Origin of the sequence: Pseudomonas sp. S60, assembly GCF_016647865.1 — a bacterium.
GTDB classification, from domain to species: domain Bacteria; phylum Pseudomonadota; class Gammaproteobacteria; order Pseudomonadales; family Pseudomonadaceae; genus Aquipseudomonas; species Aquipseudomonas parafulva.
On record NZ_JACVVH010000005.1, the window covers coordinates 131,583 to 156,354 of the forward strand.

The 24,772-nt window shown below is 63.9% G+C and carries 22 protein-coding genes; 17 read left to right on the forward strand and 5 right to left on the reverse strand.

The window, feature by feature from the left end; translation table 11 throughout:
* The first annotated feature begins 28 nt into the window (after nucleotides 1–28).
* Nucleotides 29–319, forward strand: a complete 291-nt coding sequence (locus IAE33_RS04295; protein ID WP_028633565.1) for an RcnB family protein — start codon at nucleotides 29–31, stop codon at nucleotides 317–319.
* On the opposite strand, the gene IAE33_RS04300 is transcribed toward IAE33_RS04295, so the two are convergent.
* Entirely contained in the window at nucleotides 320–1,480 is a 1,161-nt protein-coding gene (locus IAE33_RS04300) for a GGDEF domain-containing protein (protein WP_201162418.1), read from the reverse strand. It abuts the gene before it with no gap.
* Nucleotides 1,481–1,704: 224 nt separating this feature from the next.
* Between IAE33_RS04300 and IAE33_RS04305 the strand changes: the two genes are divergently transcribed.
* From IAE33_RS04305 to IAE33_RS04315, 3 genes are all read left to right on the forward strand, one after another.
* Nucleotides 1,705–2,091 (forward strand): glycine zipper domain-containing protein, encoded by a 387-nt coding sequence (locus tag IAE33_RS04305; protein WP_201162420.1) that lies wholly within the window; start codon nucleotides 1,705–1,707, stop codon nucleotides 2,089–2,091.
* 134 nt (nucleotides 2,092–2,225) lie between these two features.
* Nucleotides 2,226–4,055: an SLC13 family permease gene (locus IAE33_RS04310; RefSeq protein WP_201162421.1), complete on the forward strand. Its 1,830-nt coding sequence runs from the start codon at nucleotides 2,226–2,228 to the stop codon at nucleotides 4,053–4,055.
* A gap of 128 nt (nucleotides 4,056–4,183) precedes the next feature.
* Nucleotides 4,184–5,608 (forward strand): GGDEF domain-containing protein, encoded by a 1,425-nt coding sequence (locus IAE33_RS04315; RefSeq protein WP_201162423.1) that lies wholly within the window; start codon nucleotides 4,184–4,186, stop codon nucleotides 5,606–5,608.
* Nucleotides 5,609–5,803: 195 nt separating this feature from the next.
* Here the strand turns inward: IAE33_RS04315 and IAE33_RS04320 are convergent, their stop codons facing one another.
* The gene (locus IAE33_RS04320; RefSeq protein ID WP_201162474.1) at nucleotides 5,804–5,998 is read right to left on the reverse strand and encodes a hypothetical protein; all 195 of its coding nucleotides are present in this window, start codon (nucleotides 5,996–5,998) and stop codon (nucleotides 5,804–5,806) included.
* A gap of 401 nt (nucleotides 5,999–6,399) precedes the next feature.
* Nucleotides 6,400–6,753, reverse strand: coding sequence for an SH3 domain-containing protein (locus IAE33_RS04325; RefSeq protein ID WP_201162425.1), 354 nt, complete (start codon nucleotides 6,751–6,753; stop codon nucleotides 6,400–6,402).
* A gap of 233 nt (nucleotides 6,754–6,986) precedes the next feature.
* Here IAE33_RS04325 and IAE33_RS04330 point away from each other — a divergent pair, with 233 nt between their 5' ends.
* The 5 genes from IAE33_RS04330 to fdhE all read left to right on the forward strand — a co-directional run bounded on the left by IAE33_RS04330 (nucleotide 6,987) and on the right by fdhE (nucleotide 13,136).
* Nucleotides 6,987–7,172 (forward strand): hypothetical protein, encoded by a 186-nt coding sequence (locus IAE33_RS04330; protein ID WP_028633572.1) that lies wholly within the window; start codon nucleotides 6,987–6,989, stop codon nucleotides 7,170–7,172.
* A 482-nt stretch (nucleotides 7,173–7,654) separates the two neighbouring features.
* Nucleotides 7,655–10,705, forward strand: a complete 3,051-nt coding sequence (fdnG, locus tag IAE33_RS04335; protein WP_201162427.1) for a formate dehydrogenase-N subunit alpha — start codon at nucleotides 7,655–7,657, stop codon at nucleotides 10,703–10,705.
* A gap of 12 nt (nucleotides 10,706–10,717) precedes the next feature.
* A complete protein-coding gene (fdxH, locus tag IAE33_RS04340) occupies nucleotides 10,718–11,599 on the forward strand; it encodes a formate dehydrogenase subunit beta (protein WP_028633574.1) in 882 nt (293 codons plus the stop codon).
* Nucleotides 11,599–12,231, forward strand: a complete 633-nt coding sequence (locus IAE33_RS04345; protein ID WP_201162429.1) for a formate dehydrogenase subunit gamma — start codon at nucleotides 11,599–11,601, stop codon at nucleotides 12,229–12,231. The genes fdxH and IAE33_RS04345 overlap by 1 nt, the downstream gene beginning before the upstream one ends.
* Nucleotides 12,228–13,136, forward strand: a complete 909-nt coding sequence (gene fdhE / locus IAE33_RS04350; protein ID WP_201162431.1) for a formate dehydrogenase accessory protein FdhE — start codon at nucleotides 12,228–12,230, stop codon at nucleotides 13,134–13,136. The genes IAE33_RS04345 and fdhE overlap by 4 nt, the downstream gene beginning before the upstream one ends.
* A 36-nt stretch (nucleotides 13,137–13,172) precedes the next feature.
* Here the strand turns inward: fdhE and IAE33_RS04355 are convergent, their stop codons facing one another.
* Both IAE33_RS04355 and IAE33_RS04360 read right to left on the reverse strand, forming a co-directional pair.
* Nucleotides 13,173–14,129 (reverse strand): aliphatic sulfonate ABC transporter substrate-binding protein, encoded by a 957-nt coding sequence (locus IAE33_RS04355; protein WP_201162433.1) that lies wholly within the window; start codon nucleotides 14,127–14,129, stop codon nucleotides 13,173–13,175.
* 13 nt (nucleotides 14,130–14,142) lie between these two features.
* On the reverse strand, nucleotides 14,143–15,108 hold the full coding sequence (locus IAE33_RS04360; RefSeq protein WP_201162434.1) for an ABC transporter substrate-binding protein: 966 nt from the start codon (nucleotides 15,106–15,108) through the stop codon (nucleotides 14,143–14,145).
* Nucleotides 15,109–15,316: 208 nt separating this feature from the next.
* Between IAE33_RS04360 and IAE33_RS04365 the strand changes: the two genes are divergently transcribed.
* From IAE33_RS04365 to IAE33_RS04400, 8 genes are all read left to right on the forward strand, one after another.
* Nucleotides 15,317–16,207 carry a LysR family transcriptional regulator gene (locus IAE33_RS04365; protein WP_201162436.1) on the forward strand — a complete coding sequence of 297 codons (891 nt, stop codon included), beginning with the start codon at nucleotides 15,317–15,319 and terminating at the stop codon, nucleotides 16,205–16,207.
* 152 nt (nucleotides 16,208–16,359) lie between these two features.
* Entirely contained in the window at nucleotides 16,360–17,493 is a 1,134-nt protein-coding gene (locus tag IAE33_RS04370; RefSeq protein WP_201162438.1) for an acyl-CoA dehydrogenase family protein, read from the forward strand.
* Nucleotides 17,494–17,550: 57 nt separating this feature from the next.
* Nucleotides 17,551–18,345: a class II aldolase/adducin family protein gene (locus IAE33_RS04375; protein ID WP_201162440.1), complete on the forward strand. Its 795-nt coding sequence runs from the start codon at nucleotides 17,551–17,553 to the stop codon at nucleotides 18,343–18,345.
* A 38-nt stretch (nucleotides 18,346–18,383) separates the two neighbouring features.
* The gene (locus IAE33_RS04380) at nucleotides 18,384–20,003 is read left to right on the forward strand and encodes an ABC transporter substrate-binding protein (protein ID WP_201162442.1); all 1,620 of its coding nucleotides are present in this window, start codon (nucleotides 18,384–18,386) and stop codon (nucleotides 20,001–20,003) included.
* Nucleotides 20,000–20,950 (forward strand): ABC transporter permease, encoded by a 951-nt coding sequence (locus IAE33_RS04385; protein ID WP_201162444.1) that lies wholly within the window; start codon nucleotides 20,000–20,002, stop codon nucleotides 20,948–20,950. Before IAE33_RS04380 ends, IAE33_RS04385 begins: the two co-directional genes overlap by 4 nt.
* A gap of 1 nt (nucleotide 20,951) precedes the next feature.
* A complete protein-coding gene (locus tag IAE33_RS04390; protein WP_201162446.1) occupies nucleotides 20,952–21,881 on the forward strand; it encodes an ABC transporter permease in 930 nt (309 codons plus the stop codon).
* Nucleotides 21,878–23,494 carry a dipeptide ABC transporter ATP-binding protein gene (locus IAE33_RS04395; RefSeq protein ID WP_201162448.1) on the forward strand — a complete coding sequence of 539 codons (1,617 nt, stop codon included), beginning with the start codon at nucleotides 21,878–21,880 and terminating at the stop codon, nucleotides 23,492–23,494. The genes IAE33_RS04390 and IAE33_RS04395 overlap by 4 nt, the downstream gene beginning before the upstream one ends.
* 93 nt (nucleotides 23,495–23,587) lie before the next feature.
* A complete protein-coding gene (locus tag IAE33_RS04400; RefSeq protein WP_201162450.1) occupies nucleotides 23,588–24,688 on the forward strand; it encodes an LLM class flavin-dependent oxidoreductase in 1,101 nt (366 codons plus the stop codon).
* The last annotated feature ends 84 nt before the right edge of the window (nucleotides 24,689–24,772 follow it).

The window sequence follows — 24,772 nt, forward strand, 5'->3', positions numbered from 1 at the left end:
GGGAACATGACGCAACAAGGAAATCGCCATGAAACTGCACTACCTGCTGCTCGCCGCCCTGCCCTGCTTGCCAATGGCCGCCAATGCGGCCACCTCGACAGACGACAGTGTCCAGAACTCCTCCACCCGTAACCGGGAATTGAAAGAGGGTGACAAGGTTCCCGATCAATTCAAGCGTGAGGATGCCTCGGTCAAGGACTGGAAAGCCAAAGGGCTGCCGGCGCCTGAGAAAGAAAGCCACTGGGTGAAGATGCAAGACCATTACGTACTGGTGCAAACCACCAATGGCGTAATCCTGGCTATTCGCCCCGTCCGTTGATCACCCCTGATCAGCAAGTGCTGCCAGGTGCACGGTGTTGCGCCCGGCAGCCTTGGCCCGGTAGAGCGCCGCATCGGCTTGTGCGAGCAAGCTTGCGGTGCTGTCTTCACGCCCCGGTTTGCCGCACCATAGCCCCACACTGAAGCGCAGCTCGATCCGGTCACCTGCAAACCAGGCAGGGCTTTGCGCAATCGCCTCGCGCAAGCCGTTTACGGCGCCCATCGCCCCGGCATGGTCGGTATCAGGCAGCAGCAGCAAAAACTCTTCACCGCCATACCTGCCAAGGCTGTCCCCTTCGCGCAGGCGCTGCTGCAACTGACGCACGCAGTGGCATAACACCTCATCCCCAGCCAGATGCCCGTACAGGTCATTGATGCGCTTGAAGTGGTCGATGTCGATCATTGCCACCGCCAGCTGGGTGGCATTTGCACGGGCCCGGTCCAGCTCAACCGCAAAGCGTTCCAGAATGGCGCCCCGGTTGAAGGTGCCGGTCAGCACGTCGCGCAAGGCCAGGTGCTGCAAGCGCGACTCGCTGCGTTCCTTGGCCATCAGCACCAGGCCGATCGAGTACATCATCACGGTAACGGTGCCGATAGCCACCGAGACGCTCTGTTTCAGGTTGCTGGTGTCATAACGCATATCCGCCGCCGTGCCCGTGGCCACCGCGACCACGCGCATACCCAGGCCCACCAGGCTGATGAGTGCCCCGATCTGCAGCAGCAGGTGAGCACGCCCGGGCCGCTCGGCATGGCGCCGCGCCCAGTACAGTATCATCGCGCACTGCACCATCAGCACCAGTGTCGCCAGCAACATCCGCGGCTCCACGGTGTGCAGCAACAGCATCAGGCCCACCAGCATGCACGCCGGGATAACGAAGATGGTGCGCCACGGCACCACCTGTTCGCGCACCCTGAACAAGCTGGCCGTGTAGAACGCCAACGCCAGCGACAGCAGGCTGTTGCCCAACCCGTAACTCAGCCACAACGGTGCCACTGCATAAACGGTGTAGCAAACATAGGCCAGCGCATGCACCAGCAGCCCGCAACCTGTGAGCAGCAGGTTGTCGCGGGGGCTGCTGCGCCCGACCAGCAACAGGCAGAAAGCCAGAATGGTTGCGACCAATGCAACGGCGGCGAACAGCGTAGGGGTATGGGCGATCATCGTGATTCACCAGGTGGCAGGCAGCCGTCTTTATTGCGGCTTGATGTGCAGTTTAGAGCCCTTGAAGGCACTCGGCCATGACTGCTTGAGACAGAAAGGCCGCTTGCCAGCACCGCCCGTCATGCACACTTCCAGGTTGGCACACCTCAGGAAACCAAACGCACGTTTTGAAGTCCCAGTGGTTAACGTGGATTCGGCCACCTGACTGATTCGAGGTTTCCATCATGCGCCTGACCCTGCCTTCCCTTGCCCTTGGCCTGCTGCTCTGCCAAGGCGCGTTCGCCGGTGACGGTAATGCAGCCATTGGCGGTGGCCTGGGGGGCGCCTTGGGCAATGTCGTTGGCCAGCAACTCGGGGGCCGTACCGGTGCCGCCATTGGTGCTGGCGTGGGCGGTGCCGCTGGCAGCGCCGTCGGCGCCCCCAAGCGCAACCGTACCAAAGCAGCTGTAGGGGGTGGCCTGGGCTCAGCAGGCGGCTCCCTTGTTGGCGGCGCGTTGGGTGGCAGCACTGGCTCAACGATTGGTGCAGGTCTGGGCGGCGCGGCTGGCGGCGCTGTGGGTAACAACATGGGCGACAATGGCGGAAAAAAACACCGCCGCCACCGCCACTAACCCCCCCGCCTGGGGCCGGAATGCGGCCCCAGGCAGGCAAAACCTGCAGCACGTCAACACGCCCTTCATCACTTGCTGGCACACTGGTAGCTATCAATGCTTAACGTGCCCTGTGTGAAGGAACACCCCTCCCAATGAACCAAGAGCTGTTTTGGGTCCTCGGCCTGCTGGCCATCGTGGTCATCCTGTTTGTCATCAACCGCCCACGCATGGATGTGGTGGCGCTGTTGGTCATTCTCGCATTGCCGCTTTCCGGCATCCTCACCGTCGAACAGGCCCTTGCAGGCTTCAGCGACCCTAACGTGGTGCTGATCGCAGCGCTGTTCGTGATAGGCGAAGGCCTGGTGCGCACGGGTATCGCGTACCGCATCGGCGAGTGGATGAGCGAACGGGCCGGCAACAGCGAAGCACGGCTGCTGGTGCTGCTGATGGTGGCAGTGGCGGGCCTGGGTTCGGTGATGAGTTCAACCGGTGTGGTGGCCATTTTCATCCCGGTGGTGCTCAGCATCGCGGCGCGCCTGCAACTTTCACCCAGCCGCCTGATGATGCCACTCAGCTTCGCCGGCCTCATCAGCGGCATGCTCAGCCTGGTGGCCACGCCGCCCAACGTGGTGGTGCACAGTGAGCTGGTGCGCCACGGCGAGCAGGGCTTCAGCTTTTTCAGCTTCACCCCGTTCGGCCTGGTGATACTGGTGCTGGGCGTGGGCTACATGCTGCTGACCCGCCACTGGCTGAGCGGGGAAGTACGCAAGGACGGGCGCGTGGAGACCCGCCGCACCCTGCTGGACCTGGTGCTGGACTACAAGCTCAATGGCCGCGAGCGCCGGCTGCGCATTCGCCCGCACTCGCCCTTGATCGGCCACACCTTGGGCGAGTTGAAGTTGCGCACGGACCACGGCGCCAACGTCATCGGTATCGAGCGCCAGCACAAATTCACCACCCGCGTGATCGCGCCCGACTCCGGCACAGTGCTGCACCAAGGCGATGTACTGCTGCTGGACCTGTTCGCCAAACGCGACGACCTGCGCAGCCTGTGCCAGACCATGCAGCTGGAGCCCCTGCACTTCAAGGCTGCCTACTTCATTGACCAATCCCAGGAAGTGGGTATGGCCGAGGTATCGCTGCCGCCCGGCTCGCAGCTGATTGGCAAGAGCATCCTCGAACTGGCCTTCCGTTCGCGCTATGACCTCAACGTCGTGGGCCTGCGCCGTGAGCAGGCCGCCATCGAAGAGCAACTGGTGGAGGAGAAGCTGCGCCTGGGCGACACCTTGCTGGTGGTGGGCCCATGGAAGGCGGTGCGCCAGTTGCAGAGCAAACCCAAGGACTTTCTGGTGCTGAGCCTGCCCGCTGAAATCGACCTGGTGGCCCCGGCCCGCCGGCGCGCGCCACAGGCGCTGCTGAGCCTGGCGGTGATGGTTGGGCTGATGGTCAGCGGTGCAGTGCCCAATGTGCTGGCCGCACTCATCGGCTGCCTGTTGATGGGCGCAGGCCGCTGCATCGACATGAACAGCGCCTACCGATCCATTCACTGGCAAAGCCTGATACTGATCGTGGGCATGCTGCCTTTTGCCCAGGCGCTGCAAAAAACCGGGGGGATCGACCTGGCGGTCAGTGGCTTGGTCAGCCTGCTTGGCGGGGCCGGCCCCAGTGCCATCCTGGCGTGCCTGTTTGCGGTCACCGCCGTGATCGGGCTGTTCATCTCCAACACTGCGACTGCGGTGTTGATGGCCCCGGTGGCGATTACCACCGCCACGCAGCTGGGCATGTCGCCCTACCCGTTTGCCATGACCGTGGCGCTGGCCGCCTCGGCCGCCTTCATGACACCCGTCTCCTCGCCGGTAAACACCTTGGTACTGGGCCCCGGGCAATACCGCTTCGCGGACTTCGTCAAAGTCGGGGTGCCGTTCACGTTACTGGTGATGCTGGTGGCAGTGATCATGGTGCCCTGGTTCTATGGGCTTTGAGGCCGAACAGCACAGCTACTAGCAAAAAGCCATGACTTGGGGCAGATTGACATCAAGTAGCAGGACGAAACACACTGAGCAGCATTGCCCCAGGTGCTTTCAGCCGTTGTCCTGGATCTCGTTTCCGCTTGTCGGTCGAACCCATGGTTTTTCCAGCCCAATCGCGCCTGCTTTCATATGTCGCTCTGCTCTGCCTGACCTTTGCCCTCACCCTTGGCGGCATCCTGGCACGTCCGATCGAATCCCTTTCGCTGTTCTGGCCCGTCAATGCGGTACTGGCCGGGGTACTGCTGCGCTACCCGCACCACGCCACATTGCCCGCCTTGCTGCTGATATGGCTGGGCATGGTCGCTGCGGACCTGCTATGCGGCAGTGAGTGGGCTCCGGCGCTGTGGTTCAACCTGTGCAACATGGGGGTGGTAGCAACACTTTGGCAGTTGCTATCCCGCTTGCCACGCCTGCACCGCCGCATGCGTACCCCACACGGGGTGCTGTGCGTATTTGGCGCCTGCGCGGGCGGCGCGATGGTGGCCGCCAGCATGGCCGCAGCCATGGCGGCCCCCTGGTTCGAACAGTCGGTGCGTGCCACCTGGCTGGCCTGGTTCAGTGAACAGTTTTCTACCAGCGTGCTGGTGCTGCCGGTGCTGCTCACCGCCCCATCAGCACAGGCGCTGATCCGCAGCGGCGGGCAGGCCATACGCCTGTCACCCCTGCTGGTGATGCTGGTGTCGCTCGCATTCAGCATCGCATTCGGCGGGCCCGGCGCCATCGCCTTTCCCATCGCGGCATTGCTGTGGTGTGCCTGGACATACTCGCCGTTCATGGTCTCGCTGCTCACGCTCACAGCCGGCAGTACGCTGATCGTGGCAGTGGCACAAAACCTCATGCACTTCAGCGTGCCGCAGAGTGAATCCGGCGTCACGGCGCTGATGTCAGCGCGCCTTGGCATCGCCATGCTGGTGCTGGGCCCGCTGGTGGTTGCCTGCGTCACCCAGACCAATCGCAGCCTGATGGCGCGTCTGGCGCATCAGGCCACCGTCGACCACCTCACCGGTACTCTCACCCGCAGCGCCTTCACACGGCGCGCAAACGCGCTGCTCGACAGCCGGCAGCAGCACGCCCAGTTGCTGCCCATGACCCTGATGATGCTCGACATCGACCACTTCAAGTCGATCAACGATGCCCATGGCCACGCCGTAGGGGACCTGGTACTGCGCCAGTTTGCCGACACCTTGCGGGACCAGTTGCACAGCGACGAACTGCTGGCGCGCATGGGCGGTGAGGAATTCGTCATCATCCTGCCAGGCCTTGCCCCCGACCGGGCTCAGTTCACCGCCGAACGGCTTCGCCGCGCGGTGCAGGACCTGAATGTGCAGCAAGCCGACAAGCGCGTGCAGATTACCGTCAGCATTGGTATTGCAGGTTGCGATGCCGGCCTGCCAACGCCGGCACTGGACGCGTTGCTGGCAAGTGCCGACAAGGCGCTATACCAGGCAAAGGCACAGGGCCGTAACCGTGTGGAACAGGCTGAGCCGATGCGCCGGGTAATCTGAGTGGGTTGCGGGCCTACCGTTTTTACTGCGTGATTCCCCCGCCTATGCCCCCGCATGCTCGCCTAAAAAACAACCCGTGCAACTGCTCAAATTCTGCTCAATCTAACAGAGGCCGCCGTGGGCTTGGCTTTCAGCACGTTATCCACAGACCTACCCACGTTTTTTGTGGACAGATTTCTGAGCGTGGAGAATGACTTATCCCACAGCCAGCAACGCGGCGTTCGCTAGCTTGACCAGCTCGATCCACTCCTGCGTGCTGATCAACCCCGCCCGCTCCAACACCTGCGCATCGTGTAACGCCGTGTGGTAACGCGGCTCGTCGAGCGCACCCTTGGCCAGGAAACGGGCACGCCACTCCAGCATCGCTGAAGCGCCTTTTTTGCTTTCTATCAACGACTGGACTCCAAGGCATAAGTACCCGCCCGAATGAACGGCGGCCGGAGACTACACGACGCCTTGGCACTTGAGAATGACAGCTGCCTACCGCTGGTCTGCAGTGTATTGGGGGGCGGGCCTGCCGGAGGGAAGAAGGCAGGCCGGAGGGTTGGGGACCAACAATCAGCTTGGCGGAATGGTACCCAGCAAGCCGATAAGGATGGTCAGGACCAGAAAACCACCGAGGAACAGCGCGAGCTTGCCCATTGGAACCTCTACATGACGATACGGGATGCAGCTATTTTCGCGCTTCAGCTGATACGGTTACAGATGCAGGTTTGTAGAAAAAAAGCAGATCAGATTGGCCGTGCAATGGCAGGATCATCCCTGCCCTGCCCAGCCCTATGCGCCTCGCGTCAGGTGAGCCGCCTGAGCTTCTGAGCGGGTAGCCATCCCAGCTCGCCATTGCCATGGCGGCGGCACCATAACCAACCATTCAAGGGGCGCAGCATCTGCACCAGTTGCCCAGGTTCAGCATCCAACTCATGGGCTGAATAGTGGTCAAGCGCCCTGCCCTGACCAACACTCAACCGCTCGATCAGTTGCGCGGGCACCCAGCCAGGTTCCTGACCGGTGCAACTGCACAGGTACCAGTCCTGCCAGCCCGGCTCACCTTCGTAGCGCGGGCCTACTTCCAGCAAGGTGCCCTTGGCGAACCGAATAGGGCGCGGGTACTCACTGCGGTGGCTCTCGATCACAACGTAGTGCATAGGCCTCTCCTTGGCCGGGAAAACATCGATCGTAGCAGAGGCTGCGCAACCTGCAGCGTGTAGCAAGTTACGGGCGGCAGATTTCTCAAGTTGTAGGAATAATTACCCAACCATGTAGGACCTTTCGCCATCTAACCCAGTCGCTGTATGAAACATCAGTTTCTCCTACAAATTCGAGCTGATACCGTCCGTATTTCCTACATCGGCATGGAAGCTACCTACGTGAGAAATTTATGGACACATACAACGCGTCAGCCCTGAAACTGCAGAAAAACTTGCTGAACCTGCGTACTGAGCGCGACCGGCTCATTTCGCAAAACAGGCACAGCGAAGCACAGGCCCTGGAAGCGCCTATCGCACTGCTGGAAGACGCCATCAAACAACTACCGCCCGCCCTCAAACCGGGCACGCTGCAATAGCTGCTCAGCCCGGCGGCGCCTGAACCTTCAGCCCGCCGGGCGTTGCACTTTAGTCGTATTGTTTTTAATTGCCGGGCGGTCACGCGAAAGGTTTATTGATTCAGATCAATACAGTACCTTATTATTTAACCGTATCAGTTACTTCATCGAAACGCTCTATCAATTGATCGAGCCGGCCAATTAGCCCACCCACCGCCAACCCATTAAACTCTGCCCCGCCACGTTAGCAAACGCCCCGGCACGACCGTGATTCAGTCCTTATAATTTTCGAATAACCCACTGCGTTTTCGTCATACAAAACAGCACCCTCTCATTGGTCAGGCAGGCCACCTGCCGCCTCCTTGCAACGGGCATACCTATTGATTGCGCCAGCCATGCAAATGGCCGGCGGGCACCCGGCTGCCTGCATTGGACCGGGGCCTTATGTAACCCAGGCCGGGCTTGCCACACCGCGCAGCCTGACGCCTGTTGGAGGAACGTTAATGGATCTTGGCAGACGGCAGTTTTTTAAACTTTGCACCACCGGTGCCGCCGCTGTTTCAGCTGCTTCTTTAGGCTTTGGCGCCACCGTGGCCAATGCCAGCCAGTCCCGGCAGTACAAGTTGTTGCGGGCCAAAGAGACCCGTAACAACTGCACCTATTGTTCAGTGGGCTGCGGCATCCTGATGTATAGCCTGGGTGACGGCGCGAAGAATGCCAAAGCGCGCATCTTTCACATCGAAGGCGACCCCGACCACCCCGTCAGCCGCGGTTCGCTGTGCCCCAAGGGCGCAGGCCTGGTCGACTACATCCACAGCGAACAGCGCCTGTTGCACCCCGAATACCGCGCAGCCGGCTCCGACAAATGGGAACGGGTGAGCTGGGACTACGCGATCGACCGCATCGCCCGGCTGATGAAAGATGACCGGGATGCCAACTTCATTGCCCGCAACGCCGAGGGCGTCACCGTCAACCGCTGGTTGTCGACCGGCATGCTGTGCTCCTCTGCCGCCTCCAGCGAAACCGGCGCCTTGGACCAACGCTTTACCCGTGCGCTGGGCATCCTGGGCACCGACAGCCAGGCCAGGGTGTGCCATGCCCCTACGGTAGCCGCGCTTGCGCCTACCTTCGGCCGCGGCGCGATGACCAACAACTGGGTGGACATCAAGAACGCCAACGTCGTGCTGATCATGGGCGGCAACCCGGCCGAAGCGCACCCTGTAGGGTTCAAGTGGGTGATCGAGGCCAAGATCCGCAATGGCGCCAAAGTGATCGTGGTCGACCCGCGCTTCAACCGCAGCGCTTCAGTGGCCGATATCTACGCACCGGTGCGTGCGGGCTCAGACATCACCTTCCTGATGGGCATGGTCAACTACCTGTTGACCCACGACCGTATCCAGCATGAATACGTACGCGCCTACACCAATGCCTCGCTCATTGTGCGCAGCGACTACCACTTCGATGACGGGTTGTTCAGCGGCTACGACGCCAAGGCGCGGCGCTACGACCGCAGCTCTTGGGCCTACGAGCTGGATGACAACGGCCATGCCCGCCAGGACATGACCCTGAGCCACCCCCGGTGCGTGTTCAACCTGCTCAAACAGCACGTCAGCCGCTACACCCCGGAGCTGGTCAGCCAGCTGTGCGGCACACCGCAGGACGACTTCCTGGAGATCTGCGACATCCTGGCCAGCACCAGCGTGCCAGACCGCACCGCCACCTTCCTCTACGCCCTCGGCTGGACCCACCACACCACCGGGGCGCAGATGATTCGCGGCTCCGGCATGCTCCAGCTGCTGCTGGGCAACATCGGCATGGCCGGTGGTGGCGTCAACGCCCTGCGCGGCCACTCCAACATCCAGGGCTATACCGACCTGGGGCTGCTGTCCCAGCGCCTGCCGGGCTACATGAACCTGCCGTCGGACAGCCAGGCCAACCTGCACACCTACCTGCAGCAAACCACGCCCAAGGCCCAGCTGCCCGACCAGGTGAACTACTACCAGCACACGCCCAAGTTCTTCATCAGCCTGATGAAGAGCCTGTACGGCGAAAAAGCCACCCGCGAAAACGACTGGGGTTTCGACTGGTTGCCCAAATGGGACGACAGCTACGACGTGCTCAACTTCGCCAACCGCATGCATGACGGTAAGGTCAACGGCTATATCGCCCAAGGCTTCAACCCCATCGCCGCGTTCCCGGACAAGAACAAGGCAGCCGAGGCACTGGCCAAGCTCAAGTTCCTGGTCATCATCGACCCGCTGGCCACCGAGACCTCCAGCTTCTGGCAGAACCATGGCGAGTCCAATGACGTGGACCCCGCACAGATCCAGACCGAAGTGTTCCGCCTGCCCTCCAGCTGCTTTGCCGAGGAAAACGGCTCTATCGTCAATTCCGGGCGCTGGTTGCAGTGGCACTGGGCCGGTGCCGCGCCGCCCGGCGAGGCCTGGCATGACGGCAAGATCCTTGGCCACCTGTTCATGAAGCTGCGCGAGCTGTACCAGGAAGAAGGCGGCGCCTGCCCTGAGCAGGTACTGAACATGGCCTGGGACTACAAAGACCCGTACGACCCGGCACCTGAAGAGGTGGCCAAGGAATCCAACGGCTATGCCCTGGCTGACCTGCACGACGATCAGGGCAACCTGGTACTGCGCAAGGGCCAGCTGCTGGACAATTTCGGCCAGTTGCGCGACGACGGCAGCACCGCCTGTTTCAACTGGGTGTTCGCTGGCTGCTGGACCGAAGCCGGCAACCAGATGGCCCGGCGCGACAACGCCGACAGCGGGCTGGGCTGCACACCAGGCTGGGCCTGGGCCTGGCCACAGAACCGCCGCATTCTGTACAACCGTGCCTCGGCCGACCCTCAGGGCAAGCCGTGGGACGCCAAGCGCAAGGTCATCGGCTGGGATGGCAGCCGCTGGAGCGGCATCGACGTGCCGGACTTCCCGGTAAGCGTGGCCCCCGGTACCGCCACCCACCCCTTCATCATGTTGCCCGAAGGGGTCGGGCGGCTGTTTTCGGTAGGCGCGATGAACGATGGCCCGTTCCCTGAGCACTACGAGCCCACCGAAAGCCCGCTGGCCAGTAACCCGCTGCACCCCACCGTCAGCAAAAGCCCCACCGCGCGGCTGTATGACAGTGACCGGGCACGCATGGGCAGCCGGGAGGCGTTCCCTTATGTGGCCACCACCTACTCCATCACCGAGCTGTTCCGCCACTGGACCAAGCATTCCCGGCTCAACGCCATCGTCCAGCCTGAGCAGTTCGTCGAGATCGGCGAGCTGCTGGCCAAGGACAAAGGCATCGTGCAGGGCGACCTGGTGCGGGTCAGTACCAAGCGGGGCTACATCAAGGCCAAGGCCGTGGTGACCAAGCGCATTCGCCGCCTGCAGATCGACGGCCAGGCGGTCGATACCATCGGTGTGCCCTGCCACTGGGGCTTCGAGGGCGCCACCCGCAAGGGCTTCCTGGCCAACACCCTGACCCCGGGGGTGGGCGAATCGAACACCAATACCCCGGAATACAAAGCGTTTCTGGTGAACGTGGAAAAGGCCTGACGGAGCCCTATTATGTCCCTGCAATCCCAAGACATCATCCGCCGCTCGGCCACCCACGCCTTCACACCGGCACCCCGCGCACGCGATCACCAGGCCGAGGTGGCCAAGCTGATCGACGTGAGCATCTGCATCGGCTGCAAGGCGTGCCAGGTGGCCTGCAACGAATGGAACGACCTGCGCGACGAGGTCGGCCATAACGTGGGCGTCTATGACAACCCGGCCGACCTTACAGCCGACACCTGGACGCTGATGCGCTTTGACGAGCACGAGAACGAGGCCGGCAAGCTGGAGTGGCTGATCCGCAAGGACGGCTGCATGCACTGCGCCGACCCCGGCTGCCTGAAAGCCTGCCCGCAACCCGGCGCCATCATCCAGTACGCCAACGGCATCGTCGATTTCCAGTCCGAGCACTGCATCGGCTGCGGCTACTGCGTGGCCGGCTGCCCGTTCGATGTGCCACGCATCAGCAAGAAGGACAACAAGGCCTACAAGTGCACCCTGTGCGTCGACCGGGTCACGGTCGGCCAGGAACCGGCCTGTGTGAAAACCTGCCCCACCGGCGCCATCAACTTCGGCAGCAAGGCCGACATGCTGGTACAGGCCGAGGAACGTGTCACCGAGCTGCATGGCCGCGGCTTTGCCGGCGCGGGCATCTACGACCCCCAGGCCGTCGGTGGCACCCACGTGTTCTACGTGCTGCAGCACGCGGACAAACCCGAGCTGTACCATAAGCTCAACCCGGACCCGCGCATCAGCACGGCCATCAGTGGCTGGAAAGGCTGGCTGAAGCCGGTGGCAGCGGCGGCGTTCTTCGCCACCCTGGCCGGTACCGTATTCCATTACATCGGCGTTGGCCCGAATGAGGTGGAAGAAGACCACGAGGAACACGCGTGATGAACAAGGACAAACTGATTCTGCGTACCCGCTTCATTGACCGGGCCAGCCACTGGTTCATGGTCATCTGCTTCTTGCTGGTGGCCCTGTCGGGGCTGTCGTGGTTCTTCCCGTCGCTGAACTGGCTTAACGGCGTGTTCGGCACGCCGCAGCTCGCGCGTATCCTCCACCCGTTCTTCGGGGTGGTGGTGTTCGTGGTGCTGATGTTCCTGTTTGCGCGCTTCGTGAAATACAATCTGCCCGAGCGCCAGGACGCCATCTGGTTTCGCAACGTGAAGACCGTACTCGCCGGGGACCACAGCAAGCCGCTGCAGATTGGCAAGTACAATGCCGGGCAGAAGGTGCTGTTCTGGGGGATCATGGGCCTGATCACCCTGCTGATGCTCAGCGGCGTGGTGATCTGGCGGCCATGGTTCGCACACCTGTTCGATATCGCCCTGATCCGCGTGGCGCTGTTCACCCACGCAGTGGCAGGTATCTGCCTGATCCTGCTGATCATCGGCCACGCCTACCTGGCGTTCTGGGTCAAAGGGTCGATACGCGGCATGGTCACCGGCTACGTGAGCCGTCGCTGGGCCAAGTCGCACCATGACCGCTGGTATCAGCAGATCTCCAAGGGTGACAAGCAATGAGCAGCATCACGGTGGTGCCCGTGGAACAAGCCACCGGCGGCGTCAATGAGATCACCCCGTTGCTGCTGCCGCCCGCCGGCCAGTATTACCAACAGCGGGCCGCACGCCTGCGCCACCTGGCGCAGGGGCATGAACAGGCCGACTACCTGCTGTTTGCTGCACAGGTGGCGCAGGCTCAACAGGCCTTGCTGCAACGCTTTCCCGTGCCGGCCGACGAGGTGCAGGCGGTGGTGGCCAACCTGGGCCCGCACGTGCCGTTGACGGCAGAGCGGCTGGCGCGCTCCGGCTACTGGCAGGCAGCCTTGCAGCAACTGATCGAGCAACTGATGCCTGGCGCCGGCCCGGTACTGGCCGATGCGCTGGCAAGCCTAGCCAACACGCCCCCTGAGCAACGCGAGGCGGCGGCTGACCACCTGCTGCAGGGCCGCTACGACCAGGTAAACAGCGGCCAGGCCGTGCTTCTGTGGGCGGCGTTGATGCTGTACGCCGGCCAACTGGCTGCGGCTCTGCCGGTCACGGCCAAGGCCGCAGTGGGCGAACATCGCCAGTATTGCCCGGTGTGCGGCAGCGCCCCCATCGCCAGCGTGATCATGACCGGCAAGCGCAACGGCTTGCGCTACCTGCACTGCAGCCTGTGCGAAAGCCGCTGGCACATGGTGCGGGCTAAATGCAGCAATTGTGAACAGACCGGCAAGCTGGACTACTGGTCGCTGGACCGGCAGGCCAGCCCGGTGAAGGCCGAAAGCTGTGGTGACTGTGGCAGCTACCTGAAAGTGTTGTACGGCGAGCACGACCAGGGGCTGGAGGTGGTAGCCGATGACCTGGGTTCGCTGGTGCTCGATGCAGAAATGCAGCGAGAAGGGTTTGCCCGTAGCAGCTTCAACCCGTTTCTGTTCCCGGGTTGAATGCGGGTGGGGCCGCATTACCGGCCCCACCCAGCCTCAACGCGCAGCCGGTTCGAACAATGTCACGGCCGTCGCATCCACGGCCTTCGGTAGCAACCCCTCACGGTAGAACGCATCGGCAATCTGCTGTTGCTCCAACAGGTTTTCCGGCCTCACCGGCTGCACGTCATAGCTGCGCCGGGCGTTGGCCTGCTGCACCGTCGCGCTGTCCAGGTTGCCCCACAAAGGCCCCAGAATCCGCGCTGCCGCCACGGGGTTGGCTTTGGTCCAGGTGCCCACGTCGCGCAGGGCCAGGTACACCTGCTGCAACACCTGTGGGTGCGCCTGGGCATAGTCGCTGCCCGCCAGGTAATAGCGCTGGTAGCTGGCCAACTGACTGCCATCAGCCAGAACCCGTGCGTTTTGCTGACGCTGGGCACTGGCGACGTACGGGTCCCAGGTCACCCAGGCGTCCACCTTGTGGTTCTCGAAGGCCGCGCGGCCATCGGCAGGGATGAGGTAAGCCGGGGTGATGTCCTTGAAGGTCAGCCCGGCCTTGGCCAGCGCCTGGATCAACAGGTAATGGCTGCCCGCCGCCTTGGTGACAGCAACACGCTTGCCCTTTAGATCAGCCAGTGTGCGGAGCGGCGAGTCCGCCGGCACCAGAATGGCCTGGGCAGTGGGCGACGGTGCTTCCCGGGCAAAGTAGGTGAGCCTTGCGCCGGCGGCCTGGGTGAACACCGGCACCGTGTCAGCCACGTCAGCCGACAGGTCCACATTGCCCAGGTTCAGTGCTTCGAGCAGCGGCAACCCACTGGGGAACTCGTGCCAGCTGACGCGTATGCCCTGCGTACTCAGGCGTTGTTCCAGGCTGCCACGGGCCTTGAGCAAGGTAATCAGGGTAGAGGACTTCTGGTAGCCAATCCGCAGGGTCTGCTCGGCGCTGGCCAGGTTCGGCAGCAAGGCACTGGCCAGCAACGCCAGGCACATTTGGCGCAGTTTATTCAAAGGCATGTACGTCTCCGGTTCAGGGTTGCTTGGCCAGTGGGCCGTTGGCGGGCACGGTGAAGCCTGTGGCGAATGTGGGGGCGACGTCCAGGCGCTGACTCATCAGCCCGTGGGCGTGATAGAAGTCGGCGGTGTCTTGTTGCTCGCCGATGGTCTGCGGGTCGATGACCTGCCAATGCAACCGCCGGCGCTCGAACTGCAGGCGGGCCGCCTCTTGCGGGAAACCGATGATCGCCGCCAGGGTTTTCGAGTAGCTGTCCAGGTGCTGGTAGGCCCACCCTTGTGCGCCTGCAAGGCGGTTCAGGTAGTCCTGCAGTGCCTCACGCTTGGCCACCTGCCCCAGCGCTTGATCGGTGGCTGCCAGAAAGCTGTTGCCGCTGGAAAGCCCACGCCCGTTTACCAGCACCCTGCCCTGCCCGCTGGTTTCTGCCAGCGCCGTGTAGGGCTCCCAGGTCGACCAGGCATCTACCGAACCGTTGGCCAGGGCGATCTTGGCATCCACCGGCCCCAGGAAGCGGAACTCCACGTCCTTGTCACTGAGGCCTGCCTGGTCCAGTGCCTTGAGGGCGAGGTGGTGGCCTATGGAACCGCGGCCGGTTGCGATGCGCTTGCCCTTGAGCTCGGCGGCACTGTGCAACGGTGCATCGGGGCGCACCAGCAAGGCCGTGCCGTAGGGGTCGGACTTGTCCACGGCAATGGCCTTTACCGGCGCACCCGAAGCCAGCACGAACAACAGCGGGGCATCGCCGATGATGCCTGCATCAATGGCCCCCGCATTCAGCGCTTCGGCAAGCGGGGCCGCAGCGGGGAACTCGGCCCAGCGGATGTCATACGGCAGGTCGCGCAACGCATCGGCGGCCTCCAACTGGGCACGCATGTTGCCCTTCTGGTCACCAATGCGCAGGGTCAGCCGCTCGCTGGCGCCGGCATGGGCCGCTACCAGCAGCGCAGCTGCCAGGGTGAGCAGTTTGGATCGGAATGGCATGGTGGTCCTCAGCAATTGCAGCAGCGCAGGGTGCGCCGGGGATACCGACTCTAACCAATCGTGAAAAATAGATTAAATTGATTTTAGGAATAACCTAATATGCATAATTCATTATCACGCCGGGGCTTGCGTGTAACATGGCAGGCATTACGCTAATGCCCGATTATGCTAATCCCTTATTTCCCGCCCAATCTGGTGAACACAGCTCATGAAAATCGATGATATGGACGCCTTCGTCGCGGTCATTCGTTGCCAGTCCACCAACCTTGCTGCAGAGGCGCTGCAACTCACCCAGCCGGCGATCACCCGGCGCTTGCAGAACTTCGAGGAAGACTTGGGGGCCACCCTGCTCGACCGCCAGACCAAGCCGCTGAAGCCCACGCCCATGGGGCTGCGGGTATACGAGCAATGCAAGGCGATCCTGCGCGAGATCGACTCATTGCGTGAGCTGGTGGCCAACGATGGCGCGCCCTCCGGCACCTTGCGCCTGGGTGTACCGCAAACCCTGGGTGATGTGGTGTTGCTCCAGGCATTGGCGCAAATCCGCGAGGTGTACCCGCAACTGCGTACTCAAGTGAGCAGTGGTTGGGGCAGCAGCCTGGTAACGCGCATGGAAAACGGCGAACTGGATGCCGCTGCCGCGTTGTTTCCGCCAGGCAAGATCTTCCCCGAGGGCATTGCCAGCCGCTCGATCGGACGCATGCCGCTGAAAGTGGTGGCAGCCAGAAGCGGCGCCAGCAAGCGCAGCTACAAGCTCAGGGACTGCTACACCCGCGGCTGGGTGCTCAACCCCGACGGTTGCGGCTTCCGCGCCGGCTTGCAGCGCGCCTTGAGCGAACAGGGCCTGAGCCTTTCGATCAATCTGGAAACCTTCGGCACCGAGCTGCAACTGGGCCTGGTTGCCGATGGCCAGGGCCTTGGGCTGGTGCCAGAGCCGCTGCTGCAGGCCAGCCGCCACCGCGACGCACTGGAAGTGCTCAATGTCAGTGATTTCAAGCCACAGGTGGACTTGTGGCTGTTCCACCCGCGCTACCTGGGCAACCTGCAGGACCCGGTCGAACTGTTCGGAACCGTGGCCGGGCAACAGCTGCTTGAGTAAAAATCGCTAAGCTTTAAATGCAATTTGCGCATAAAAATAAACAATTGAAATTATAAAAACAAATAATTAGCTTAGAACAAATAAGCCTTTTACAGCGCTCATCCATAAGAATACGGTCTTAGCCATACACCGTCATTCAGGGATGAAGCCCCATGAGTCACCCGTCCGACAGCGCCCTTGCAGAGCTGACACTGGCGCTCGCAGCCAACGCCGAACGCTATGACCGCAGTGCCAGCTTTCCTCAGGACAACTTCGACCTGCTGCACCGCCATGGCCTGTTGGCCCTGACGGTACCCACGGCGCTGGGCGGCGGCGATGCAGACCTCGTCACCACTCGGCGGGTGATCGGTGCCGTGGGCAAAGGTGACCCTGCCACCGCCCTGATTCTGGTGATGCAGTACCTGCAACACGCTCGCCTGCAGGCCAATACGCAGTGGCCGGAGCACCTGCGCCAGCGCGTGGCGCGGGATGCCGTGCAGCACGGCGCGCTGATCAATGCCTTGCGCGTCGAGCCCGAACTGGGCACCCCGGCCCGCGGCGGCTTGCCTGGCACCGTCGCCCGCCGCAGCGCCGCTGGTTGGCGCGTCAGTGGGCAAAAAATCTACTCAACCGGCAGCCATGGCCTGACCTGGATGCTGGTGTGGGGCCGCACGGATGAAAGCGACCCGCGCGTAGGCGGCTTCCTGGTGCACCGCGATACCCCGGGTATCACCATCGTCGACGACTGGGACCACCTGGGCATGCGGGCTACCTGCAGCCACGAGGTTCGCTTCGATGACGTGCAGATTCCGCTGGACCACGCCGTGGCCCTGAGCCCCGCCAGCGCCCCCACCGCCGACCTCGATCCCCAGAGCCTGCTATGGATGGCGGTACTGCTGCCTGCCGTTTACGACGGCATAGCCCAGGCTGCACGCGACTGGCTGGCAGGGTTTCTGAACCGGCGCGCACCCTCGAACCTGGGCGCGCCACTGGCCAGCCTGCCGCGCTTCCAGGACGTTGTGGGGCGTATCGATACCTTGCTGTTCGCCAACCGCAGCCTGCTGGATTCGGCCGCCGCCGGCTTCATCGACCCGCTGCATGCCGGGCAGATCAAGCACCTGGTTAGCGCCAATGCCATCGGCGCTGTCGAGTTGGCAATCGAAGCCGCCGGCAACCCCGGCTTGTCACGGCGCAACCCGCTGGAGCGGCACTACCGCGACGTGCTCTGTAGCCGTATCCATACCCCGCAGGATGACGTGATCTTCGCCCAGGCCGGCCGCGCCACTCTCGCCCAGGCCACGCCATGAACGCGCCAACCACCGCCCTGCGTAACACATGCCGTCATTGATTACTGGAGCCCCACCATGAACGCCCTGTCCGCCATAAGCCCTGTCGCCGAACATGTCCGCGACCGCGTCAGCCCCGAGGAATGGGAGGTACGGGTAAAACTGGCCGCCGCCTACCGCCTGGCCGCCCTGTTCCGTTGGACGGACCATATCTACACGCACTTCTCGGCCCGCGTGCCCGGCCCGCACGAACACTTCCTGATCAACGCCTTCGGCCTGCTGTTCGACGAAATCACCGCGTCCAACCTGGTGAAGGTGGATGTGGACGGCACCCTGATCGATGACCCGCTGGGGTTGGGGATCAACCAGGCCGGTTACGTGATCCACAGCGCCATCCACCGCGCCCGGCCTGACCTTGCTGCGGTGCTGCACACCCACACCCGTGACGGCGCCGCGGTATCGGCACAACGCGACGGCCTGCTGCCCATTTCCCAGCATGCTTTGGCGTACTACAGCCGCGTGGTGTACCACGAGTACGAAGGCGTGGCGCTGGACCTGGACGAGCAGCAGCGGCTGGTCGCCAACCTGGGTGACAGCAACATCCTGATCCTGCGCAACCACGGGCTGCTCACCGGGGGCATCAGCGTGGAGCACGCCTTCCGGGAGCTGCATGGCCTGGAGCGGGCCTGCAACATCCAGATTGCCGCGCAGGCAGGCGGCAATGACCAACTGCGCCATGCCTCGCCTGCCGCCATCGCCAAGGTCCACGAACAATCCAAGCGTTTTTCCGACGGCAAGGGCGAAGGCATCCAGCGGCACTGGGATGCGCTGATCCGGCAACTGGACCGCGAAGGCCGCGCGTATCAGGACTGATTCAAGCACTACCTGCCCTGCCACTGAAGGATCACCCCATGCCCACCTTGCACCGCCTGTTCGCCATCGGTTCACTGGCTCTGGCCCTGGCTGCCTGCTCGCCCACTGACAACACAGCCGCAGACAAAACCCTGCGTATCGCTTTCTGGGGTGACAACACCACCCTGGTGAGCGTCGACCCGTTCCAGGTTTACTGGCTGGAGCACCGCGTGCTGCTGCGCAACGTGGTGGAATCGCTCACCGACCAGGACCCGGACAGCGGTCGCATCATCCCCTGGCTGGCCCAGCGTTGGGAGGTTTCGGCAGATGCCTTGAACTACACCTTCCACCTGCGCCAGGACGTGACCTTCAGCAATGGCGAGCGCTTTGATGCCCACGCCGTCAAGACCGCCTTCGACAGCAACAAGGCCTTCGCCACCCAGTTGCCTGCCACCTTCGGCGCCACCTACCTGGCGGGCTATGACCACGCCGAGGTGCTCGACGACTTCACCGTGCGGCTGGTGTTGTCCAAGCCCAACGCAGGCTTTTTGCAGGCCACCTCCACCACCAACCTGGCAGTGCTGGCGCCGGCCTCCTATCGGCTTACGGCGCAAGAGCGCTCGTTGGGCAAGATCATCGGCACCGGGCCGTTCGTGCTCGACCACTACACCCCTGAAGTGGGCGCCCGCCTGACCCGGCGCGCCGACTACGCCTGGGCGTCGGCCAACGTACACAACAAGGGCCCGGCGCACGTGGAGGCAGTGGACATCAGCTACATCCCCGAAGAAAGCGTGCGCAACGGCCTGTTCCTGCAGGGCAAGGCCGACATCCTGTGGCCACGCAACCCATTCTCCGAGGTAGACCTCAACCTGCTGCAAAGCAAGGGCGCCACCATCCAGAGCCGCTCGCTGCCTGGCCCTGCCCTGAACCTGTACCCCAACACCCGCAACGGCCGGCTGCTGGGCGACCGCCAGGTGCGCCTGGCACTGCAGAAGGCCATCGACCGCACCAGCTACGCCCATACCGTCTACAACACTGCCTTCCCTGTGGTCACTGGCGTGTACGACGTCACCACCCCCTTCTTCAAGCCCCAGGCCGAAAAACTGGCCTACGACCCTAAAGCGGCAGAACAGCTGCTTGACGCCGCAGGCTGGCACAAAGGCGACGACGGCTACCGGCACAAGAACGGCCAGCGCCTGACCTTGCGCTACAACCTCACCCCGGCTGAAAGCGCAGGCGACGTGCTGGTGCAGGACCAGTTGCGCAAAGTGGGCATCGACCTGCGGCTGAACGTGTTGACCCGTGCCGAATGGGTGGCGGGCAATGCCTCGGGCAACTACGACCTGACCTCCACCTACATGACCCGCGCCGACCCCATCATCCTGCAGACCATTCTGGACCCCAGGGCGGCCAACAGCGCCACCCTGGCCACCAACACCTACGCGCCGGCCACCCTGGCCAAAGCCCAGGCGCTGTTCGACACCGGCATCACCGCCACTGCCGAACCGCAGCGGGCGCACGCCTATGGCCAACTGCAGGACCTGCTGGTTGATGAAGCCTCTGCGTTTCCTCTCTACGAACGCGTGTGGCAAGCCGCTACCGCAGCACGTGTGAAAGACTTCCGCTGGACCGCCGAAGGCTTCGCGCTGCTCAGTGACATCCAGGTGGCCCAGCCATGAAGGGCTACCTGGCAGGCCGCCTGGCACAGGCCGTACTGGTGCTGTGGGGGGCGTACACCCTCGCCTACTTCATCCTCTACCTGCTGCCGGGCGACACCCTGGCAATCATGCTCAGTGCGTCGGGCATGGAAGCCGACGGCCTGTCGCCCCAGGAACTGGCGCAGGCAAGGGCATTCTACGGGCTGGACAAGGGGGTGTTCGAGCAGTACTTCGCCCTGCTGTGGGGGGCGCTGCAGGGCGACCTTGGCCAGTCGCTGTCGCTGGGGCGGCCGGTCACCGCGCTGCTGGCTGAACGCCTGCCGCAGACCCTGGCGCTGGCCGGCACCGCTATCGGGCTCTCTCTGCTGGCCGGGGGCGGCCTGGCCTACCTCACTGCCTATGTGCAGTGGCGGCCGCTGAAGGCTGCACTGGCGCGCCTGCCGTCGCTAGGGTTCTCGGTGCCGGTGTTCTGGATGGGCCTGCTGTTGATCCAGGTGTTCGCCTTCGGCCTGGGCTGGTTCCCGGCCACCGGCAGCCAGGGCATGGCCAGCCTTGTGCTGCCGGCCATCACCCTGGCCATTCCCAGCGCGGCCGTGTATGCCCAGGTACTGCAGCGCGGCTTCCAGGAGGTATGGCAGGAGCCTTACATCGCCACCGCGTTCGCCAAGGGCTTGAGCCGCGCCCAGGTGCAGGCACGCCATGGCCTGCGCAACGCCGCGCTGCCGCTGCTCACGCTGGTGGGCCTGCAGGTGGGCAATACGGTGTCAGGCGCGGTGCTGGTCGAAACCATCTTCTCGCGCAATGGCGTAGGCCGGCTGGCCCAGGAAGCGGTGCTGCGCCAGGACATTCCGGTGGTGCTGGCAATCGTCGCGGTATCGGCCGCCGCGTTCGTGGTGGTGAACCTGATCGTGGACCTGCTGTACCCGTACCTGGACCCGCGCATCACCCACACTGCCAAGGTAACCTGACATGACCGTCGACATCCCCCTGCCCCCCATCGAAGCCGTGCCCGCTACACGGGGTAGCACCCGTCACGCCGGGCGGACCGCTACGCCGTGGCAGCGCCGTACGCGGCTGCAACGCACCGTGCAGGCCCTGGCGCCTTTGCTGCGCAAACCTGGTTTCAGCCTGGCCCTGCTGGTGGTGGTGTTTGCGCTGCTCGCTGCACTGGCGCCGCAGGTGCTGACCGGTTTCGACCCGTACGCCACCTCGCCGGCCGACAAGCTGGTCGCACCCAACGCTGTCCACTGGTTTGGTACTGACGAGCTCGGCCGCGACCTCTATACCCGGGTGGTATACGGCGCACGCCTGTCCATATTGGCTGCGCTGCTGGCGGTGGCCATTGCGCTGGTTGGTGGCCTGGGCCTGGGCGTGCTGGCGGGGTTCGCCGGGGGGCGCACCGATGCGCTGCTGATGCGCCTGGTCGACGTGTTGCTGGCGCTGCCCGGCCTGTTGCTGGCACTGGCCATCGTCACCGCCATCGGTTTTGGCACAGTGCAGGTAGCAGTGGCCGTTGGCGTCGGCATCCTGCCGGGCTTTGCCCGCACCACACGCGGCGAAGTGCTGCGCATCAAGACCCTTCCCTATGTAGAGGCGGCACGGCTAGGGGGCGCCAGTTGGGTGCGCACGCTGTGGCGCCACGTGCTGCCCAATGCCTGGGGGCCCGTGGCGGTGCTCGCAACGCTGGACTTCGGTGCAGCCATCCTGGCCACCGCCGGGCTCAGCTTCCTGGGTTTTGGCGCCGCGCCGCCGGCTGCGGAATGGGGCACGCTGATCGCCAACGGCCGGCACTTCCTCATCACAGCGCCGTGGGTATCCCTGCTGCCAGGGCTGTTTGTGGTGGCGGTGGTGTTCAGCCTCAACCACCTGGCGCGCAGCGCCGAGGAGCACGCACGATGAGCCGCCCACCCTTGGTAGAAGTGCGTGACCTTGCCGTGAGCTACAGCGTGGCCGGTGAGCGTGTAGAGGCATTGAAACAGGTGACATTCAGCCTGGCACCTGGCGAGACACTGGCCATCGTTGGCGAATCCGGCTCGGGCAAGTCGACCTTGGCCAACGCCTTGCTGGGGTTGCTGCCGGGCAATGCCCGTGTCGACCAGGGCCAGGTGTGGGTGGAGGGGGTCGACGTGGCCCACGCCAGCGAGCGTACCTGGCGCACAGTGCGCGGGCGGACCGTCGGCCTGGTGCCGCAAGACCCGATGGTCAGCCTCAACCCTACCCTGCGCATTGGCCGGCAGATCGCCGAGGCGCTGGTGCTGGCCCGGGGCCGACGCTACCGGGGCGTGGACGCCGACGTGCAGGCCCTGTTGGCCCAGGTAGGCCTGGACGACCCCACCTTGCGCGCCAGGCAGTACCCGCATGAGCTGTCTGGCGGTATGCGCCAGCGGGTGCTGATTGCCATCGCCCTGGCCGGAGAACCACGCCTGATCATTGCTGACGAGCCCACCAGCGCCCTGGATGTGACCGTGCAACGGCGCATTCTCGATCACTTGCAGCAGCTGACGGCTGAACGGGGTATCGCGCTGCTGATCATTACCCACGACCTTGGTATGGCCTGTGACCGCGCAGACCGCCTGCTGGTGATGAAACAGGGTGAACCGGTGGAGCTGGCCACGCCCCAGCAGGTGCTATGGGGCGCCCAACAGCCCTACACACGTGCCCTGCTCAATGCCGCACCGGCTTTCGTCCCACGGCGCCGGCCCCGCGCCCAACCGGGCCAGCCGTTGCTGCGCCTGCACAACGTGGGCAAGCAGTTCGCACTGCCTGCACCCGCGGGCACGTTCACCGCGCTGCAGGGCCTGAGCCTGAGCCTGCATGCCGGGCAAACCCTGGCCATCGTTGGCGAATCGGGCTCCGGGAAAAGCACGGCGCTGCGTATCGCCCTTGGCCTGGAACCCCCCAGCACAGGGCACGTGGAATATTCAGGTGTGGATGTGAGCGGCTACAGCTGGCGGCAGTTCCGCCCCCTGCGCCGGCGCGTTCAGCTGGTGCAACAAAACCCATTCGCCGCCCTTGACCCGCGCTTCACGGTGTACGACAGCATCGTCGAGCCGCTGGTCGCCTTTGGCCTGCTCAAAGGCCCGGCACTGGAGCACAAGGCCGTCGAGCTGATTCGCCGGGTGGGCCTGCCCGAGCAGTTCCTGGACCGCTTGCCGCGCGAGCTGTCCGGCGGCCAGCGCCAACGGGTGGCCATCGCCCGTGCACTGGCCCTGGCGCCCGAGGTGCTGTTGCTGGACGAGCCGGTCAGTGCCCTGGATGTGTCGGTGCAGGCGCAGATTCTTGCACTGCTGGACGACCTGCAGCGCGAGTTGAAGGTGGCGTATGTGCTGGTCTCCCACGACCTGGCCGTGGTCGCCAGCATGGCCGACCAGGTACTGGTGCTACGCCAAGGCCAGGTGGTTGAACAAGGGCCGGCAGCCCAGGTGCTGGGCCACCCGGGCCACCCCTATACCCAAGCCCTGATAGCAGCGATACCCGGGCATTCACGCAGCGTACTGCCCGTGGCGGTCTGACCCACCGGCAGTGGCCGCCACACCGAGCACTCACCTCATGCGCTGCCGTGGAGCACGCATGAGTTTCCCATCCGTAACGCAGGAGCACTTTGCATGAGCCTCGAATTCATCGGCCTGATCGGCCCACAGGAAAGCAGCGAATCCCAGGCACCCCGTGGCCCGGTGGTGGACCTGGCGTTCATCAAGGCCTTCGCCCAGGCCCAAGAGTACGCAGGCTTTGACAAGGCGCTGCTGGCGGTGAGCACCAGCGCCCCCGACTCACTGATCCTGGCCAGCTACGTGGCAGCCGTCACCGAGCGCATCGGCCTGCTGGTGGCGCACCGCCCAGGTTTTCAGGCGCCAACTTTCGCCGCGCGCCAGTTCGCTACCTTGGACCAGCTCAGCCGCGGCCGAGCCGCTATCAACGTCATTACCGGTGGCGACAGTGGTGACCTGCAGCGCGATGGCGACTTCCTCGACAAGGATGCCCGCTATGCCCGCACTGACGAGTACCTGGACGTGCTGCGCAAAACCTGGACCCAACAGCAACCGTTCGACCACGCCGGTACCCATTACCGGGTGGAAGACAACCTCACGCTGGTGAAACCGGTTGGCCAGTTGCCCGTGTACTTTTCCGGCGCGTCGGACGCGGCCGTGGAAGTGGCCGCCAAACATGCCGACGTGTACATGATGTGGGGCGAACCGCTGGAACAGGTGCGCGAGCGCATTGCGCAGGTACGCAAGGCGGCGGCCCGCTACGGCCGGGAGAACCACATCCGCTTCAGCCTGTCGTTGCGGCCGATCCTGGGGGCCACCGAAGAAGAAGCCTGGGCCCGTGCCGAGCGGATTCTGGCCGATGCCCAGAACGTTATCGGCATCCGCCAGGGCAACCGCCGCGAAAAGAACTTCGGCCGCAGCAACATCGGCTCCGAACGCCTGGTGCAGTTGGCCAGCCAGCGCAAGGTGCATGACACCCGCCTGTGGACCGAGATTGCCGCCCTCGGCGGCGGCGCTGGCAACTCCACGTCGCTGGTAGGTACGGCCGAGCAGGTGGCCGAGGCAGCCCTGGCCTATTACGACCTGGGCGTGACCACCTTCCTGTTCCGCGGGTTCGAGCAATTGCGCGATGCCGTGGACTATGGCCAGCACCTGATCCCACGCATCCGTGCGCTGGTGGCACAACGGGAAGCCAGCCTGGGCACCCGCAGCGCCTGAAACGGCGCAACCCCGTGGTAGGCCAGCCCAGCCCCTACAGGAACGGCGCCGTTCCTGTAGGGGTGGCGAGCGCCGCAAAAAGGC

Bases quoted from the DNA above. Each gene is read 5' to 3' on its own strand.
- IAE33_RS04390 (WP_201162446.1), top strand. From the start codon at position 20,952: ATGACCGTCGACATCCCCCTGCCCCCCATCGAAGCCGTGCCCGCTACA.
- IAE33_RS04305 (WP_201162420.1), top strand. From the start codon at position 1,705: ATGCGCCTGACCCTGCCTTCCCTTGCCCTTGGCCTGCTGCTCTGCCAA.
- IAE33_RS04375 (WP_201162440.1), top strand. From the start codon at position 17,551: ATGAACGCCCTGTCCGCCATAAGCCCTGTCGCCGAACATGTCCGCGAC.
- fdxH (WP_028633574.1), top strand. From the start codon at position 10,718: ATGTCCCTGCAATCCCAAGACATCATCCGCCGCTCGGCCACCCACGCC.
- fdhE (WP_201162431.1), top strand. From the start codon at position 12,228: ATGAGCAGCATCACGGTGGTGCCCGTGGAACAAGCCACCGGCGGCGTC.
- IAE33_RS04380 (WP_201162442.1), top strand. From the start codon at position 18,384: ATGCCCACCTTGCACCGCCTGTTCGCCATCGGTTCACTGGCTCTGGCC.
- IAE33_RS04365 (WP_201162436.1), top strand. From the start codon at position 15,317: ATGAAAATCGATGATATGGACGCCTTCGTCGCGGTCATTCGTTGCCAG.
- IAE33_RS04310 (WP_201162421.1), top strand. From the start codon at position 2,226: ATGAACCAAGAGCTGTTTTGGGTCCTCGGCCTGCTGGCCATCGTGGTC.
- IAE33_RS04330 (WP_028633572.1), top strand. From the start codon at position 6,987: ATGGACACATACAACGCGTCAGCCCTGAAACTGCAGAAAAACTTGCTG.
- fdnG (WP_201162427.1), top strand. From the start codon at position 7,655: ATGGATCTTGGCAGACGGCAGTTTTTTAAACTTTGCACCACCGGTGCC.
- IAE33_RS04385 (WP_201162444.1), top strand. From the start codon at position 20,000: ATGAAGGGCTACCTGGCAGGCCGCCTGGCACAGGCCGTACTGGTGCTG.
- IAE33_RS04370 (WP_201162438.1), top strand. From the start codon at position 16,360: ATGAGTCACCCGTCCGACAGCGCCCTTGCAGAGCTGACACTGGCGCTC.
- IAE33_RS04360 (WP_201162434.1), bottom strand. From the start codon at position 15,108: ATGCCATTCCGATCCAAACTGCTCACCCTGGCAGCTGCGCTGCTGGTA.
- IAE33_RS04325 (WP_201162425.1), bottom strand. From the start codon at position 6,753: ATGCACTACGTTGTGATCGAGAGCCACCGCAGTGAGTACCCGCGCCCT.
- IAE33_RS04400 (WP_201162450.1), top strand. From the start codon at position 23,588: ATGAGCCTCGAATTCATCGGCCTGATCGGCCCACAGGAAAGCAGCGAA.
- IAE33_RS04345 (WP_201162429.1), top strand. From the start codon at position 11,599: ATGAACAAGGACAAACTGATTCTGCGTACCCGCTTCATTGACCGGGCC.
- IAE33_RS04355 (WP_201162433.1), bottom strand. From the start codon at position 14,129: ATGCCTTTGAATAAACTGCGCCAAATGTGCCTGGCGTTGCTGGCCAGT.
- IAE33_RS04395 (WP_201162448.1), top strand. From the start codon at position 21,878: ATGAGCCGCCCACCCTTGGTAGAAGTGCGTGACCTTGCCGTGAGCTAC.
- IAE33_RS04295 (WP_028633565.1), top strand. From the start codon at position 29: ATGAAACTGCACTACCTGCTGCTCGCCGCCCTGCCCTGCTTGCCAATG.
- IAE33_RS04300 (WP_201162418.1), bottom strand. From the start codon at position 1,480: ATGATCGCCCATACCCCTACGCTGTTCGCCGCCGTTGCATTGGTCGCA.